Raw genomic sequence first — 15,133 nt, 5'->3', positions numbered from 1 at the left:
GGCCAGCCGCAAGATCGTTAGACGCACGAATGACAGGAGATGCCCGATGAAGATTACCAAGGATACCGTTGCCGTCGTCACCGGCGGGGCTTCCGGCCTCGGCGCCGCGACGGCCCGCGCCCTCGCCGCGAAGGGCGCGAAGGTCGCGCTCTTCGACCGGGATGCCGAACGCGGCGCGCAGATTGCGGGCGAGATCGGCGGGCTGTTCTGCGAAACCGACGTCACGGACAAGGCCAGCATCGAGGCGGCCTTTGCCCAATCGCGTGAACAGCTGGGCCAGGAAACGATCCTGGTATGCTGTGCCGGGATTGTCGTCGCGCAGAAGACCGCATCGCGCAGCCGCGAGGACGACAGCATCAAGACCTTCGATTTCGGGGCCTTCGAAAAGGTGATCGACATCAATCTGGTCGGGACGTTCCGGTGCATCGCCCTCGCCGCGCAGGGCATGATGGGGCTGCCCGCGGGCGAGGATGGCGAGCGCGGCGCGATCGTCACCACCGCATCGGTCGCGGCGGAGGACGGGCAGATCGGCCAGGCCGCCTATACCGCGTCGAAGGCCGGCGTGCTGGGCATGACGCTCCCGGTCGCGCGCGATCTCATGGGGGAGGGGATTCGCATCAACACGATCCTGCCCGGCATTTTTCAGACGCCAATGATGGAAGGCATGCCCGAAAAGGTGCAGGACGCGCTCGCCGCGTCGGTGCCGTTCCCCAAACGCCTGGGCAAGCCGTCGGAATATGCCGACATCGCAATGACGCTGATCGAGAATGCCTATGTCAACGGGACCAGCATCCGGCTCGACGGCGGGATCCGCATGGCGCCGCGCTGATCTTTCGGCGGGGGGCGGCGTGTCGCATCGCGGCGGGCCGCCCCGCATCCGCGGCATGGTCGCGAAATGGGTTCAGCGCAGCTGGCTGTCCTTCGAGCCGCGCCGATTGATCCCGGCATGGGCTGTGCGCTTGTCCGCTGTGGCCTGACACGCGATGCAATTGCGCACGCCGGGGAGCGCCTGCCGCCGTTTTTCGGGAATATCCTCCCCGCACACCGCGCAATATTCGAGGCTCTCGCCGCGCGGCATGCGTGAACGGGCGGCCGAAACCGCGTCGGCCACCGTGTCGTCGATCTGATCCTGTACCGCGCCGTCGCGGGTCCATCCTCCGGCCATGGCGGGCCTCCATCATTGCTGGGTGATGGTTTCGATATGGGGGCGGCCTGCGATTTTTCCAGTGCGCGGGATCACGCCATGTTGCGCGCGGCCTGCGCCAGCGCGCCGGCAATCTCCTGAAGATCATCGGACACGCGGATCATCGCGTCGCGATCGAAATGCGACATCGAATGAACGATCGCCGCATCGGCGGCGTCATAGATGGTGAGCAGCGGCTCGCCCATGGGATGAGTGATGTCGACGCCCGCCTTCAACGCGGTGAGGGCGGATCGCGCCCGCGCCATCGCGCGCCCGCGCAGCAACGTATGCCCGTGCACATGCGCGTAGCAGGCCCGATTGACCGCCGCGATGGCCTCCTCGAAACACAGCGCCGTCAGCGCGTGAACGTCCGAGCCCGAAACGCGAAGGTCGAATGCCGCGCGGCGATAAGCTTCGGCAGGGTCGCGGCAGACCAGCACCGCATCAATCCCGCGCCGCGTTCCACACGGCGATCTGGCTCTTCAGGAAGGACAGCGTCGATTGCGATTGCGCCACGCGCGAATCGGATGCGGCGAAGGTTTTCGTCATCTGCTCGCGCAAGCGGTCCTGCTGTTCGCCGATCTTCTTCAGGCTTTCGGTAATGGCCTCGCGCTGCCGCGTGTACCGCTTGATCGAACCGCCGATGCGGCCGGGATCCGTGGCGGAACCGGTGCGACGGGCCAGATTGTCGAGCGTGGAAAACACCCCATAAAGCCCGGTGGTGAACATGGCGGCCGCAGCCTCCGGCGCGTCGGTCAGCGTGGTTTTCAGCCGGGCTACATCGAGGCGGAACGTGCCGTCGCGGTCGCGTGTCAGCCCAAGATCGGCGAGGCGGGACGGTTCGCCGGGTGCCGCATTGGGCATCACCACGAGACCGGCAAAGGCGGAAAGATCGCGTTTGAGCGCGCGCGCACCGGGATCATTGCCCAGCTCGCCACCCAGCGGCGCGGCGGTCTGCGCAAGCTGCCCGGCAATATCGTTCAGCGCGGCGGTGAAATCCACCATCATGCTCTCGATCTGCGTGGCTCTGTCGGCAAAGGTGATCGTCGCCGGATTGCCCGTATTCACGCCCGTCAGCGTGAGCGACAGCCCGCCGGGCAGGTTGGTCGCCGTATTGGAGGGCGAACGCATCTGAATGCCGTCAAAGCTGTAGAGCGCATCGGCGGAGGCTTGCTTGAGCTGCCCGCTATCGGTGGCGGGCGACCAGCTGAGATAGTCGATCGAGCCGGGCGCGCCGCCGCCTGCGCTGGCCCCGGTGCCCTCGACGACAAATCCGTTGTTCTGCCCCTCGGCGCCCTTCATCACGAGCTGCGCGCCGGCCTCGCCCTCGATTACATAGGCGGTGACACTGCCGCCCGCCAGGTTGATGGCATTGGCCACGTCATTGAGCGAATCGCCCGCCGCGACATTGATGGACATCGCGGTCTGTGCCGTATCCTCGGCAAAGGTGCCGCCCGCGGTGCTGCCGAAACGGATGGTCAGCGTGCCCTCGCCGACCGGATCGGTTGCGGCGCCATAGGGCGCGAGTGCGAGCGTCTGCGCCTTGGCAAGCTGCGTGACTTCAAGCGAATAGCTCCCGCTTGCGGTGCCGCCGGAGGCGACCTTGGCGGTCGCCACCGCAGGATTGCTGCTCGTCGGCTTGGGCGCGAGGTCGCCGGTGCGGATACGGTCGCCCAGCGCCGAGGCAAGTTCATTGAGCGAGGATTTGAGCGTCGCAGCCGAGGAAATCCGTAGGTCCAGCGTCTCGGCCCGGTTTTCGAGCTGCGCAATCTTGGAGGCGAAGCGCGCGGCGGCAAGGTCGCTCGCCAGCTTGGCCATGTCGACGCCGCTGCCTGCGCCCAGCGCGCTTACGATTGAGGTGGTTGAGTTATCCATGGTGCCAAGAACGTCCCGGTCATGCCGTGTTTAAGGGGGGCTCACGTGGCCGTATCGGTTTTGCGGGCAGGCTTCGCAGGTTTGGCCGCGGCGCGCCCGTCGGCGTCGAACTGCACCTCGACTGGAACGGTGACATCCGGTCGTGCCGGCCGGTCGCCGCGTTTCAATGCAAAGACGAAGGCCAGCACGCTGGCGACCGCGGCATAGAGTTCCTCGCGGATCACCTGATTCTCGCGCGTGGTGAAATAGACCGAGCGTGCCAGAGCCGGATATTCGAGCACGGGAACCCGGTTCTCCGCCGCCAGCTCACGCATGGCCGCCGCCTTTTCCGCCCGCCCGCGCGCCAGCACGATCGGCGCGCCCGCCAGTGCCGGATCGTATTTCAGCGCGACGGCGAACTGCACCGGGTTGGTGAGGACGAAATCTGCCTCGGCCATTGCCGAGGCCACCCCGCCGCGCGACAATTGGCGTTGCTTGTTGCGGATGGCGGCCTTTTTCTCGGGGCTTCCCTCGGTCTCCTTATACTCGTCGCGGACCTGCTGCATCGTCATCTTGAGCCGGCCCATGCGCCGGACCCACTGAATCGGGAAGTCGATCATCGCGATCATCGCCAGCCCCACGGCAAGCAGCATCAGCAGGGAGGTAATTGCCTCCCACGCGGCGGTCAGCTGCCCGGTCAGATCGCCCCGGCCCAGCGCCAGCACGTCTGGCAGCGCATCACGCGCCCACCATGCCGCCATCCCGCCGAGCAGGATGAGCTTCAGCACGCTCTTGCCCAGCTCGATCAGCCCGTTGGGGCCGAACATGCGCTTGAACCCGGAGGCGGGATTGAGCCGCGACGGCTTGGGTTGCAGATTGGCCGCCATGAAGCGCCCGTCGCCAATGGTCAGCTGGCTGATCACGGTGACGATCATGACCGCCGTGCCGAGCAGCAGCACCGGCGGCAACATCGCGACGAGCAGGTCGAGCATGAGCCGGCCGGAATCGAAATCGTCGATGTCGGCTCGCTCGAACGAAAGGCTCGCCTGGGCCGAATCCTCCAGCCGGCCCATCATCCAGCCACCCCCGAAACGCAGCCACAAGGCGCCTGCCATCACCGCCGCCGCCGTTGCGAGCTCCTTGCTGCGCAGCACGTCGCCTTTTTTCGTGGCGTCCTTGCGGCGCTTTTCGGTGGGTTGTTGCGACTTTTCGCCGCTGTTGTCGCTCATCCGAAAATCTCCGCGACATGGGTGACCGAATCGAGCGCCAGCGCGACGAACAGATCGGTCAGCATCGGCATCGCCGCGATCAGCGCCGCAATCCCCGCCAGCACCCCTGCGGGCAGGCCGAGCGAAAAGAGGTTGAGCGAGGGCGCCGAGCGCGACAGCACGCCGGTCGCCATCTGTACCAGCAGGAGCACGAGCGTCACCGGAAGCGCGATGGCGACCGCGGTGGCGAACATCTGCGCGGCGAAACCCACGATCATCATTGCGCGATCGGCCCCGAACCATTCGGCGCCGGGGGGAAAGGTCTGATAGCTTTCGATCAACAGCCGCAGCCACAACAGGTGGCCGCCCACCGACAGGAAAATGAGCGTCAGCACCACGGTGAAATATTGCCCCAGTGCGCCCGACTGGCCGCCGGTGTTCGGATCGACGGCGGTGGCGATAGCCATGCCCATGCCGCCCGCGATCTGCTCGGCCGCGAGCACCGGTGCTGCAAAGGAGAGGTGCAGCACGAAGCCGAACGCAAAACCGACGACCGCCTCTGTCAATAAGGCGATCATCGTTTCGATGGCGAGGAGGTCGGACGGCATGACCGCGCCCGCCGGCGTCCAGTTCAGCACGAAGACCGCGATCGCGCCCGCAAAGACGATGCGCACCTGAACCGGCACGGTCGCCGCGCCGAAGATGGGCGCCGCGATGAGCGCCGCCCCGATCCGCACCATGGTGAAGATCAGGCGCCACAGCTCCTGCTCAATATTGCCGAAGCCGAAATCGGGGAGGCTCATCGCACCGTCACAACAGCGAGATATTGGCGATCTGCGCAAAGATATCCTTCGCGAAATCGCCGATCAGCCCCATCATGCCCGCCCCCATGAGCACGAGCACGAGCGCGATCATTGCCAGTTTCGGCACGAAGGTCAGCGTCTGTTCGTTGACCGATGTGGCGGCCTGGATCACCCCGACGATAAGACCCACGGCCAGCGCCGCGAGCAGGATCGGCGCGGCCACCAGCGCGGTCGTCCACAGCATCCTGTCCGTAAGGGCGAGAAGGGCGGAGGATTCGTCCATCGCGGCCTCCCTCAGCTAAAGCTCATCGCCAGCGACCCCATCAGCAAGGCCCACCCGTCGATCAGCACGAACAGCAGCAGCTTGAACGGCAGCGACACGATCGTGGGCGACAGCATCATCATGCCAAGGCTCATCAGCACGCTGGCCACGACGAGGTCGATGACGAGAAACGGCAGGAACAGCATGAAGCCGATCTGAAATGCGGTTTTCAACTCGCTCGTGACGAAGGCGGGGAGCAGGATCGAGAAGGGCACGTCCTGCGGGCTGGCGAACTGGCCTGCCTCCGCGATATTGGCGAACATGGAAAGGTCGGTGGTCCGCGTCTGACGGATCATGAAGGCGTGGAATTCGTCGCCTGCTTCGGCAATGGCGACCTCCGCGTCGATGCGCCCCGCGGCATAGGGTTCGACAGCGCTGGCGTTCACCGCCGACAAGGTGGGCGCCATCACGAAGAGTGAGAGGAACAGCGACAGCCCGATCAGCACCTGATTGGGCGGCGATTGCTGCAAGCCCATCGCCTGCCGCAGGATCGAAAGCACGATGATGATCCGGGTAAAGCTTGTCATCATCAGCACCAAAGCGGGCAGGATGGTGAGCAGCCCCATGATGAGTAGCAATTGCAGCGACAGGCTGAGCGGGGCGTCCTCTCCCGCCGCGCTGCCCGCGCCCAATGCGCGGTCGATCGCGCCGCCGATCCCGGTCCCATCCTGCGCGAGCGCAAGGTCGGGCGACGCGAGCAGCAGGCCTGCACAAAAAAGCGCAAGCCAGGGCTTAAACGCGGTCACCTGCGGTCGTCCTTGTTGGCATGACCGTCTGCGCGTTCATCTCTTGCTTCGGCGTCCACGACGCATGCTTCCTCGACCGCGCGGGCGAAATCCGCGCGCGGGGCGGCGTCCACCTCGGCCAGCCGGGTGAGCCCGTGGCGCGTGCTGCCGATGAGGATTTCCCGCCCGCGAAATTCCACCACCGCAAGCCGTATGCCGGGCGAAACCATCGTGGTTTCCACGAGCCGCGCGGCGCGTTCGGGTCGCCCCGCCGCGGCGTTCTGCGCGTTGAGCCGCTGCTGCATCCGCTTCGTCAGCCAGAGACTGCCCCAGATCAACCCGCCCAGAAGGGGAAGGAGAATCAATAGCTTGAGGAGGTAGAGTCCCATCAGCCGAAATCCGTCTCACCCGCCGGAGTGCCGGCCCGGCGATCGGTCTTTCCGGCATTGAGCATGTCGGCCATCGCATCGTGAGCATCGTCCTCGCCCTCGGCCAGTTCGACGATGCGGACGGCAAAGCGATTGCCTTCGGTCACGACTTCGCCCCGCGCGATACAACGCCCGTTGACATGGATTTCGAGCAGTTCATCCGTCAGCCGGTCGAGCGGAACGATGCTGTCCTCACCCAGTTCGAGGACATCCTTCAGCCGCATGTCCGTGCGGCCCAGTTCCACGGACAGGCACACGCCGACATTGCGCAGCAAATCCATCCCGCGCCTGGAATTGTTGATCATGGGTTTTGTCCTTTATCAAAGCTTGCGGGTGATACGGATGGCGACGCGACCATCCTGTGATCCCACCGCGCCGAGGGCGATGGTCACGCCCCGGATGGAAATCGGTACTTCGCGTCTCGCGCTCAGCGGGAGAACGTCGCCGGGTTTCAGCGCGGACAGGCGCGCGAGCGGCACGGTCAGCTCGGCAAGATGCGCCGCGATCGGGAGGGGAAGATCGGCAAACGGCGCGTCGGTCGCACTGCGCGCCCGGCGGCGCGGCGCGGGCAGCCGCGGATGCCCGGCGAACAGCGTGCTCAGATCCTCCTCCATGATGGCCAGCAGGATCGACCAGCTGTCGCGGCCCTGCTCCTCCACCCGGAGCGTGATGACCCCACAGCTCATCTGTGACGGGTCACCTTCGGCAAATGGCGACATCGCGGCGAGATCCTCGGCGCGGTGACAGATTGCGTCCGGCCCGTCCGCCATCGGCAGAATTCCGCGCATTGCCCCGCCGATCGCCTTTTCGAGCCGCTTTAACGTAAGCTCCGAAGACATCGGAAACTGGTCCGGCAATTCGTCGTCCACGTCGCCGTTGCCGCCAAACGTCCGGTCGGTCAGCGACAGCGCCGCCCGCGCCCCCACGCTGGTCATGATGCGCGGTCCGCCTTCGGCCTGTTGAAACAGGCAATTGGCCGCGAGCGGGCCGACGCGATCGATCAGCTCGCGCCCTGTGAGGTATTCGACATATCCGCATTCGACGCGCGGAATCTCGTCACCAAGCAGACCGGCAAGCGGGCCCCGCAAACCCCGCGCAATGTCGCGCGCCGCGCGTGTCAGATGCGTTGAAAATTCGTCGCGGCCCGGGCTCTTGGAAATCAGAATGGGGGAATGGTTCGCCACCGCCCGTTCGGCGACGAAGGTGAAGTTGCCCTTCATTGGACGATATATTCGCGGAAGTAGACGGCATCGACGCCGCCGAAACCTTCGGTGCGGACCAGAACCTCGTTGATCGCATCGGTCATCCGCTTCTGCAGGCGCGCCTTGCCCTCCTGCGAATAGGCGTCCTCTTCCGGCGTATCGGCGAGTTCAGCGAGCAGCGCGGACCGCACCGCCAACTCGTGCTTGGCCAGCCATAGCAGCACGCGCCCGTCGCGCCGCGTGCTGGCCGCAAGGCTCACCTGCACCAGCGCGGGCGATTGGCGCAGATTGGTGGTGAAGGGCTGTTCGAAGCTGTAATAATTGGTGCGGAACTCGCTGCCGCCTTCGCCCTCGACCGCGTCGCCTTCGCTTTCGCCTTCGGGCATGTAGGGATCGGCCTCACCCTTGCGGACGAGTTGCGGCCCCTGCGGCGCGGAATGGCCCGCCGGAGCGAGATAGCCCATCTGCGCCGCGGCAAAGGCACCACCCGCGCCCGCACCGATCAGCACGACGGCGGCGAGGATCAGTTTCAGCTTGCCGCCGCCCTTTTTCGTCTTGGTGTCCTTGTCCTCGGCCATGTCGTGTCGATTCCCCTGTGCGACTGTGAACATCCGCGATTATGCGGCGCGGCGACTATAAATTTGGTTAACGCCAGTTGGGGGTTCACTCAGATATAAAGCCCGCGCGAACGCACCGATCGCGGGGTCGGGACGGGGCTTCGGCTCCGTTCGCCGCTGCCCGCAAGGTTTGCAAATTCGCGGTCGAACACGCTGTCCCGGTCGGTCCGGTCGTTCTGCCGGCCATGTCCGCGATCAAGATTGCGCGCGTCGCCGTGTCGGGCCGGCTGATCCTGCGTCGATCCGTCCTGGCGCGTGCCCGATTGCCCCTGCTCGGCGAATCGTTCCGTGCCCCGGTCCGCGACACGCTCGCCCAGGCGTTCCCCCGCGCGTTCGGACAATGCGGCCATGACCGCCGGCGCAAAATCCGGGTCCGCGTTGGTCAGCGTCACGTTCAGCATCGCCGCCGTCGTCGCATTGCCGGCGGAGCCCGCATGCGCTCCGTCGAAACGTACGCCGACCTGGCCGAACTCGGCGTGGGTCACGGCGATGCGCGCCGCGGCCGGCTGTGCCGTTTCGCGCGCGGTGGCGAGCCTGTCGACGACTGCGCCAAAGTCATGTGCGGCGATTCGTGCCGCGTCGCTGCCTGCCGCGATCATCGGCGCGGGCGAATGCGACGCGCCGGATGGCGGCATGGTCGCAGGCAGCGCCGCTGTGCCCGCCGGGGCGCCGGTCTGGACGAGCGGGATTTCGCTGCGTCCCTTCCCCTCGACCTGGGGCGCCGCCGTGTCCGTTCGGGCAGGTGCTTTCATATCCGCTTCCGGGTTTTGAGGAGCGAGAAGATCCGTTGCCTGCGCTGGCGACCGGGTCAACGTTTGCGCTTGCAGCTCGGTTGAAGGGGGCGGCGCGATATTCGCAAGGGCGGCCGGGACGGGCACGACCGGTGCGGGCTGCGTTTCGCCCACGCGGCCGATCTGCGCTTCGCTCAGAAGGGCGGAAACGGCAGGCGGAAGCGCGGGCGTGATCGCCATCGCGCCGGTGCCAATGCCCTTGCTCGCGCCATTGCCTGACACGCTGAACACCGAGGTCGCAATGATGGGTCTCGCGGCGGTGTTTGCCGGCAAAGTGGCGGGCATTTCGGCCCCGACCCTGGCTGCGGTCGCGTTCCTGAGCGAAGAGGGCAGGGGGGTGGGCTGCATTGATGCGGCAGGGTTCTCCACGGCCTTGGCCGCCGTCTTCGGGTTCGCGATGACCGCGGGGCGCGTGCCTTCTTCGATGGTATCGGTCAGGCCGATCGGGTCCGTTGCGGCCAAGTCCGGCAAGCCGGGTTTGCCGGGCGGCAGGATCTTGCCGGTTTGCGGGTGCGCGACCGGGCTCATGCGGTCCGTTGCCGCCGTGTCCAGCGCGGTCATGTGCGGCTCCTCGCCTGCAATGAGGGGCGCGACAAATGCAACATTGCCCGGCGGCGCATGGGCGATCGGCGCGTCGAGGAATGCAGCACCCGCACCATCGGGCATCGCGCCGACGCCGGGCATGGTCGGCATATCGCCGGGCGCGATTGCGGGATCGGCGCCCGCCGCGCGCATCATGGCGGCAAAATCGCCCCCGACCCCGCCAGCAACCGGCGCATTCTCACCCGGAAGGGTCGGCGCGATCGCCCCGGATCTTGCCGTGCCCGCATTCAAGGCCAGGGCACTCGCTATCGTGTTCATCATCATGCGTTCAACCATCCCGCTTGCGGCGCTTCTTCTCCGCACCTTTCAAGGATCGTGCCAGATCGGTCCCGTTTTCCTGCCGCTGTCGAAGCACGTCGCGCATGGCGGCCTTTGCGCTGTCGTCGGCCATGTCGCGCCGGCGGGTCGCCTGGGCGAGGGCGGCACCTTTCTGCTCCGCCTGCGCGGCGGCGCGTTGCGCATCGGTGGCGGCGCGGACGGAAAGCGCGGCGATCTCGCTCGCAAAGCCGCGCATCCGGCGCAATTCGTCGCCGTCGCTGCAATCGCGCCGCGCCGAATATTCCGCGCACAGCGATTCGGTGCGCCGGGACAGGCCGTGATGGCGGGCAAAGCCGGCCTCCGCCTCCGCCGCGTCGCGCAGCGCGGTGAGCCGCTGTGCCCCGCGCAACCGGGCCAGAAGCCGCAGCCGTCCTGCCCGCGCCTCAGCCTGCTTCATCGACCAGCGCGAGCATGGCCGACAGGCTGTCGCCCATCGTGCAGTCTTCTTCGGCGGCCTGCGAAACGAAGGCGCGGATCGCCGGGTTCATCGCCATGGCGCGATCGACCGCGGCATCGGCCCCTTCGCGGTAAGCACCCATGAGAACGAGTTCGCGGTTCGCCTCGTAATCCGCGATCCAGGAGCGGACCTGCCGCGCGGCGACGATCTGTTCATGGGGGACGATGTCGTGCATCACCCGGCTGAGCGAGGCGGGCACGTCGATGGCGGGATATTGGCCCCGCTGCGCCAGATCGCGGGAAAGCACGATATGCCCGTCGAGGATCGCGCGGGCGGTATCGACGACGGGATCGTCGTGATTGTCGCCATCGGCCAGCACGGTGAAAAGCCCGGTGATCGCCCCGCCCGACATGCGCGAATTGCCCGCGCGTTCGACAATGCGCGTGATGCGCGACAATGCGGACGGCGGATAGCCCCGCGCCGCGCCCGGTTCGCCGAGCAGCAGGCCGATTTCGCGGCCCGCATGGGCGACGCGGGTCAGGCTGTCCATGATGAGCGTGACGCGCCGTCCCGTTTCGCGAAAATATTCGGCGATGGACATGGCCATTTCCGCACCGCGCAGCCGCAGGTTCGCGGCATGGTCGGCGGGCACGGCGACGACGACGGTGCGCGCGGCGGCGGCACCCGTCATGTGTCGGCTCACGAAATCGGACACCTCGCGCGCGCGCTCGCCAATCAGGGCGACGACCGCGATGTCGGTGTCCGCATGGCGCGCGATCATGTCGATGAGCACGGATTTGCCGACGCCGGACCCGGCGACGATGCCCATGCGCTGTCCAATGCCCAGCGTGGTCAGCGCATTGATCGCGCGAACCCCGCAATCGAAGGTTTCGGCGACGCTGCTCCGCGCGAGCGCGCTTTCCCGTCTTCCCGCCAGCGGCCAGCGTTCGAGCGATCGCACCGGCGGTCCGCCGTCGATCGGCGCGCCGGTCCCGTCGACCGCGCGGCCAAGAAACGCCTCGCCCACAGGGACCGAGCCCGGCTGCCCCTCCGCCCGGACAAGCGCGCCCGGTTCCAGGCACAGCGAATCGCCGAGCAGCATCAGCAGGCCGCGCCCGTCGCGAAATCCGACCGTTTCGGCAAAGGTTTCCCCGCCGCCCGGCGTCGCAATCCGGCACATGGTCCCGACCGGCACCGGCAATCCGGCCATTTCGACGAGCGGCCCGTCGCACGATACCACCGTGCCAAACCGTTTGGGCGGCACCGGGCGCGGCGCGATGTCGCCCAGCACCTCGTCCCAGCACAGCACATCGCCATCGAGCGTCGCCGCGCGCATCGGATCAGGTTCCATAGACGGCGGCACGGACCGCCACCATCCAGTCGGACGGCCCGCATACCACGCCGCCGCCGCCCTGTTCCGCGCGCAGGTCGCCGCGCTTCATCGCCGGGTCGACGATAATGCTGCGGCTGAGGCGATATTCCTCGTCCAGCATTTCGATATCGGCGGGATGCATGCGCAGCACGGGCGGTTCACCGTCCGCGAGCGCGGCAATCGCGCGGTCGCACCGTGTCTTCAGCAAGCCGGGATCGCCCGCCGCCTCGCCCAGCACGGCCTCGCACAACAGAGTCACCGTTTCGCGCAGCCGTTCGGCAAAGCGGCCACGCTCGTCGGCGTCGAGCCGGGTGAGCGCGCCGGCAAGGCGCGTGCGGATGGCCTCGCGCTCGGCGAATTCGGCCTCGGCCTCGTCCCGGCCTTTCTGCAGCCCGTCGCCATAGGCGCGCTCGATCGGATCGGGGCCGGCGGGTTCCTGCTCCGTATCGTCGTTTTCGTTCTGCGGTTCGGGGGGCGTGTCGGTAAAACGGCTGTCGGGCGCGAACATGCCGGTGGCCCGCGTATGATCGATCCAGGCGGCGTCGGAAATGTTGAGGGCGTTTTCCTTAAACATAATCGCCACCATCCGCGCCGAACATGATTTCGCCGCTTTCCGACAGGCGTCGGGCGATCTCGACAATGGATTCCTGCGCCTTCTCGACATCGGCGCGGCGCAGGCGGCCGCGCGTCTTGATCTCGTCCTTCACGCCGTCGGCGGCGCGCGCCGACATCGCGGCATAGAACGGTTCGCGCGCGTCTTCGTCCAACCCCTTGAGCGCGTCGATGAGCACTTCGTTCTCGATCTCGCGCAGCAGGCGGCCCATCGCCATCGGCTCGAGCGCGGTGAGCTGATCGAAACGGAACATTTCCGCCTCGATCTCGGAGGCGAGCTTGCGGTCGCGCTCCGCAATCGCTGGCATCACGTGTTTCTCCACCCCGGCGGCGCGGTTCATCAATTCGGCCGCCTCGCGCACGCCGCCAATCGCGAGCGTGCGATTGCCGAAGCGTTCGGCAAGCCGCCGGTTCAGCAATTCGTCGAGCATGGCGACCGCATGCGAGGATACCGGACCGATGCGGGCGACGCGTTCGACCACGCCGGACTGGTGCCGTTTGGGCAGGGCGGCGAGGAGATGCGCCGCCGGTTCGGGATCGAGCATGAGCAGCAGCACGGCAATCGCCTGCGGATGTTCGTCTTCGAGCAGGGGCACGAGCACCTCCGGCGTGAGCCAGCGGGCGATCTCGATCGTGCGGCTCGGCGCGGTGGGAGCGATGCGGCTCATCATGCCGTGCGCCTTCACCTCGCCGACGGCGCGCGTCATGACGCGCGACAGATGGCTTTGCCGGTCGCCGACGCTGAACCCTTGCGCATCGGCGTGGGTGACGAAGGATTCGATGGCGCTTTCCAGGCCATCGCTCTCGATCTCGCCGAGCTTCACCATATGACTGCCCAGCCGTTCCAGCTCTTCGGGTTCGAGCTGTGCCAGGAGGTTCGCGGCGCTGTCGTCGTCGAGCAGCATCACGATCATCGCGGCCCGGTCGGCCTCGCTCAGGGATCCGGGTTGCACGGCGGTCATGCGGCTTCCTTTTCGGGTTCGGCCTTGCCGCGCGCGGATGTATCGGCGTCGTCATCATCGGCAATAGTTTCGGACGGCACCGCCAGCATGCGGCGCAGCGCGGTGACGGCGCGGTCGGGCTGTTCGGTGGCAAGCTGACGGGCGAGCGCGACATGCTCGCGCAGCCGTTCGCCCTGCTTGCCCTTCAACCCTGCGGGCATTTCGCTTTCAATGTCGATGATGGCATCGGGGTCGCGTTCCTCGGTCGTGTCGCCGGCCGGTTGCGGGTCGGCGACCGGGTTCCGCTCCTTCAACGCCTTCACGATGGGCCGCACGCCGAACACCAGCGCCAGGATCACCGCGATCAGCGCTACGACATTGCGCAGCACGGTGGCAAACCAGGCGGTCTCCCAGAACGGCGCCTCCTCCATCGCGGCGGCTTCGAACCCGCCGGTAACGACGGTGACCTCATCGCCGCGATCCGTCTGTGCACCGACGGCGGAGGCGACCAGCCGTTCGATATTCGCGCCGGTAGCGGGTGCGATGGCGGCGAGCGCATCCTGGCTGATCGCGACGGCGACGGACAGGCGCTTCACCCCGCCGGGGCCATTGCTCGACACCGCGACCTCGCGGCCCAGTTCATAGGTGCGCCGGGCGCTGCTTTCGCCGGTGGTCTGCGTGGGGGCGCCGGGGGCGGTGCCTTCGGGGGCGCCATCCTCGATGCCCGTGGGCGGGGGCGGCGTATTGGACAACACGCCCGGTACGCCGGCCATCGGGCCCGTGCCCGTGCTTTCCATCTGGCTTTCGGTCTCGGTGCGGATGGCGCCGTCCTTGTCGTAGCTTTCACGGGCGGAGGTGACCTCGGCCATGTCTAGCTCGACCTGCACCTCGCTCGTGAAATTGCCTTCGCCGAGCATGGGGACGAGCAATTGGGCGATCTGCGCGCGCAGCTTGTCCTCGTACTGGCTCTGAACTTCGAGCGCGCTGCCGCCCTGCGACGTGACGTCGGAGAGGAGGCGGCCGTGTTGATCCGCGACGCGGACCGCATCGGGCGACATGCCCGGCACGGAGCCGGCGACGAGATTGACGATGGCGCGGACCTGATCGTCCGAAAGCGAACGCCCGCGCGCCATGCGCACCATGACGGAGGCGCCGGGGGCGAGATTGTCGCGCACGAACACACTGCGCTCCGGCTGCGCGAGATGGACGCGCACGGCCTCCACCCCGTCGATTTCCGCAATGGTCAGCATCAATTCGCGCTCGCGCACGTTGCGCAGCCGCTCACCTTCGAGCGTGCGGCTCGACCCGATGGGGATCGCGTCCAGCATCTGCGCCCCGGTTTCGGGCACGGCCAGCGCGCCGTCGCTCGCCACCAGCATGCGCGCGCGATAGAGATCGTCCTCCGACACCGAAAGCGCGCCGGTGTCGTTGTCGATGGTATAATCGATGCCCGCGCTTTCCAGCGTTTCGACCACGCTGGCCCGCTCGCCATCGCCGAGGCTGCTATATAATACGCGCTGCGGCCCCGACGACATCGCCATCCAGAGCAGCACCGCAACCACCAGGAGCCCCAGCCCCGCCACCATCGGCAGGCTGCGGCGCACGGCGGGCTGCGCGAGAAAGGCGGCGATGCGGTCGCGCGGGCTGGCCCCTGCCTGCGAAAGCGGGCGCAGCAGGGCGAAACCGGAGGCGTCGCCGTTGCGGGGCGTGTCGCCGGGGGGCGGGCCGTTGGCGGGCACGGGAAGGGCGGCCATCGG

The 15,133-nt window shown here is 67.2% G+C and carries 18 protein-coding genes; 1 reads left to right on the top strand and 17 read right to left on the bottom strand.

The features are described 5' to 3' along the window. The first annotated feature begins 46 nt into the window (after positions 1 to 46). On the top strand, positions 47 to 829 hold the full coding sequence (locus tag Q0897_RS08265; RefSeq protein WP_299308808.1) for an SDR family NAD(P)-dependent oxidoreductase: 783 nt from the start codon (positions 47 to 49) through the stop codon (positions 827 to 829). Positions 830 to 901: 72 nt separating this feature from the next. On the opposite strand, the gene Q0897_RS08260 is transcribed toward Q0897_RS08265, so the two are convergent. The 17 genes from Q0897_RS08260 to fliF all read right to left on the bottom strand — a co-directional run bounded on the left by Q0897_RS08260 (position 902) and on the right by fliF (position 15,130). After that, on the bottom strand, positions 902 to 1,165 hold the full coding sequence (locus Q0897_RS08260; protein ID WP_299308807.1) for a DksA/TraR family C4-type zinc finger protein: 264 nt from the start codon (positions 1,163 to 1,165) through the stop codon (positions 902 to 904). Positions 1,166 to 1,236: 71 nt separating this feature from the next. After that, a complete protein-coding gene (locus Q0897_RS08255; RefSeq protein WP_299308805.1) occupies positions 1,237 to 1,623 on the bottom strand; it encodes a flagellar protein FliS in 387 nt (128 codons plus the stop codon). 4 nt (positions 1,624 to 1,627) lie between these two features. Further along, positions 1,628 to 3,058 (bottom strand): flagellar filament capping protein FliD, encoded by a 1,431-nt coding sequence (gene fliD / locus Q0897_RS08250; RefSeq protein ID WP_299308803.1) that lies wholly within the window; start codon positions 3,056 to 3,058, stop codon positions 1,628 to 1,630. A gap of 41 nt (positions 3,059 to 3,099) precedes the next feature. Continuing rightward, positions 3,100 to 4,266 carry an EscU/YscU/HrcU family type III secretion system export apparatus switch protein gene (locus Q0897_RS08245; protein WP_299308802.1) on the bottom strand — a complete coding sequence of 389 codons (1,167 nt, stop codon included), beginning with the start codon at positions 4,264 to 4,266 and terminating at the stop codon, positions 3,100 to 3,102. Next, entirely contained in the window at positions 4,263 to 5,048 is a 786-nt protein-coding gene (fliR, locus tag Q0897_RS08240) for a flagellar biosynthetic protein FliR (RefSeq protein ID WP_202087074.1), read from the bottom strand. The genes Q0897_RS08245 and fliR overlap by 4 nt, the downstream gene beginning before the upstream one ends. A gap of 7 nt (positions 5,049 to 5,055) precedes the next feature. Next, on the bottom strand, positions 5,056 to 5,331 hold the full coding sequence (locus tag Q0897_RS08235) for a flagellar biosynthetic protein FliQ (RefSeq protein ID WP_202087076.1): 276 nt from the start codon (positions 5,329 to 5,331) through the stop codon (positions 5,056 to 5,058). 11 nt (positions 5,332 to 5,342) lie between these two features. After that, a complete protein-coding gene (gene fliP / locus Q0897_RS08230) occupies positions 5,343 to 6,074 on the bottom strand; it encodes a flagellar type III secretion system pore protein FliP (RefSeq protein WP_366519919.1) in 732 nt (243 codons plus the stop codon). Between the two features lie 38 nt (positions 6,075 to 6,112). Then, positions 6,113 to 6,484 carry a flagellar biosynthetic protein FliO gene (locus Q0897_RS08225; protein ID WP_299308801.1) on the bottom strand — a complete coding sequence of 124 codons (372 nt, stop codon included), beginning with the start codon at positions 6,482 to 6,484 and terminating at the stop codon, positions 6,113 to 6,115. Continuing rightward, positions 6,484 to 6,828, bottom strand: a complete 345-nt coding sequence (fliN, locus tag Q0897_RS08220; RefSeq protein WP_202087080.1) for a flagellar motor switch protein FliN — start codon at positions 6,826 to 6,828, stop codon at positions 6,484 to 6,486. Before fliN ends, Q0897_RS08225 begins: the two co-directional genes overlap by 1 nt. Before the next feature lie 15 nt (positions 6,829 to 6,843). Continuing rightward, positions 6,844 to 7,743, bottom strand: a complete 900-nt coding sequence (locus Q0897_RS08215; protein ID WP_299308800.1) for a flagellar motor switch protein FliM — start codon at positions 7,741 to 7,743, stop codon at positions 6,844 to 6,846. After that, positions 7,740 to 8,303: a flagellar basal body-associated FliL family protein gene (locus tag Q0897_RS08210; protein ID WP_299308798.1), complete on the bottom strand. Its 564-nt coding sequence runs from the start codon at positions 8,301 to 8,303 to the stop codon at positions 7,740 to 7,742. Before Q0897_RS08210 ends, Q0897_RS08215 begins: the two co-directional genes overlap by 4 nt. Before the next feature lie 89 nt (positions 8,304 to 8,392). Continuing rightward, on the bottom strand, positions 8,393 to 10,000 hold the full coding sequence (locus Q0897_RS08205; RefSeq protein WP_299308796.1) for a hypothetical protein: 1,608 nt from the start codon (positions 9,998 to 10,000) through the stop codon (positions 8,393 to 8,395). 4 nt (positions 10,001 to 10,004) lie between these two features. After that, entirely contained in the window at positions 10,005 to 10,451 is a 447-nt protein-coding gene (locus Q0897_RS08200; RefSeq protein WP_202087088.1) for a hypothetical protein, read from the bottom strand. Then, positions 10,438 to 11,787 (bottom strand): FliI/YscN family ATPase, encoded by a 1,350-nt coding sequence (locus tag Q0897_RS08195; RefSeq protein ID WP_299308792.1) that lies wholly within the window; start codon positions 11,785 to 11,787, stop codon positions 10,438 to 10,440. Before Q0897_RS08195 ends, Q0897_RS08200 begins: the two co-directional genes overlap by 14 nt. A gap of 4 nt (positions 11,788 to 11,791) precedes the next feature. Further along, entirely contained in the window at positions 11,792 to 12,397 is a 606-nt protein-coding gene (locus Q0897_RS08190) for a FliH/SctL family protein (protein ID WP_299308791.1), read from the bottom strand. Then, the gene (gene fliG / locus Q0897_RS08185) at positions 12,390 to 13,397 is read right to left on the bottom strand and encodes a flagellar motor switch protein FliG (RefSeq protein ID WP_299308790.1); all 1,008 of its coding nucleotides are present in this window, start codon (positions 13,395 to 13,397) and stop codon (positions 12,390 to 12,392) included. Before fliG ends, Q0897_RS08190 begins: the two co-directional genes overlap by 8 nt. After that, complete coding sequence (gene fliF, locus Q0897_RS08180) at positions 13,394 to 15,130, bottom strand: flagellar basal-body MS-ring/collar protein FliF (RefSeq protein ID WP_299308788.1); 1,737 nt, start codon at positions 15,128 to 15,130, stop codon at positions 13,394 to 13,396. Before fliF ends, fliG begins: the two co-directional genes overlap by 4 nt. Between the last annotated feature and the right edge of the window lie 3 nt (positions 15,131 to 15,133).

Origin of the sequence: uncultured Croceicoccus sp. (assembly GCF_947496385.1) — a bacterium.
GTDB lineage: Bacteria > Pseudomonadota > Alphaproteobacteria > Sphingomonadales > Sphingomonadaceae > Croceicoccus.
Note: the sequence above shows the minus strand (reverse complement) of the source record. Positions and strands in the feature narration are given on the sequence as shown.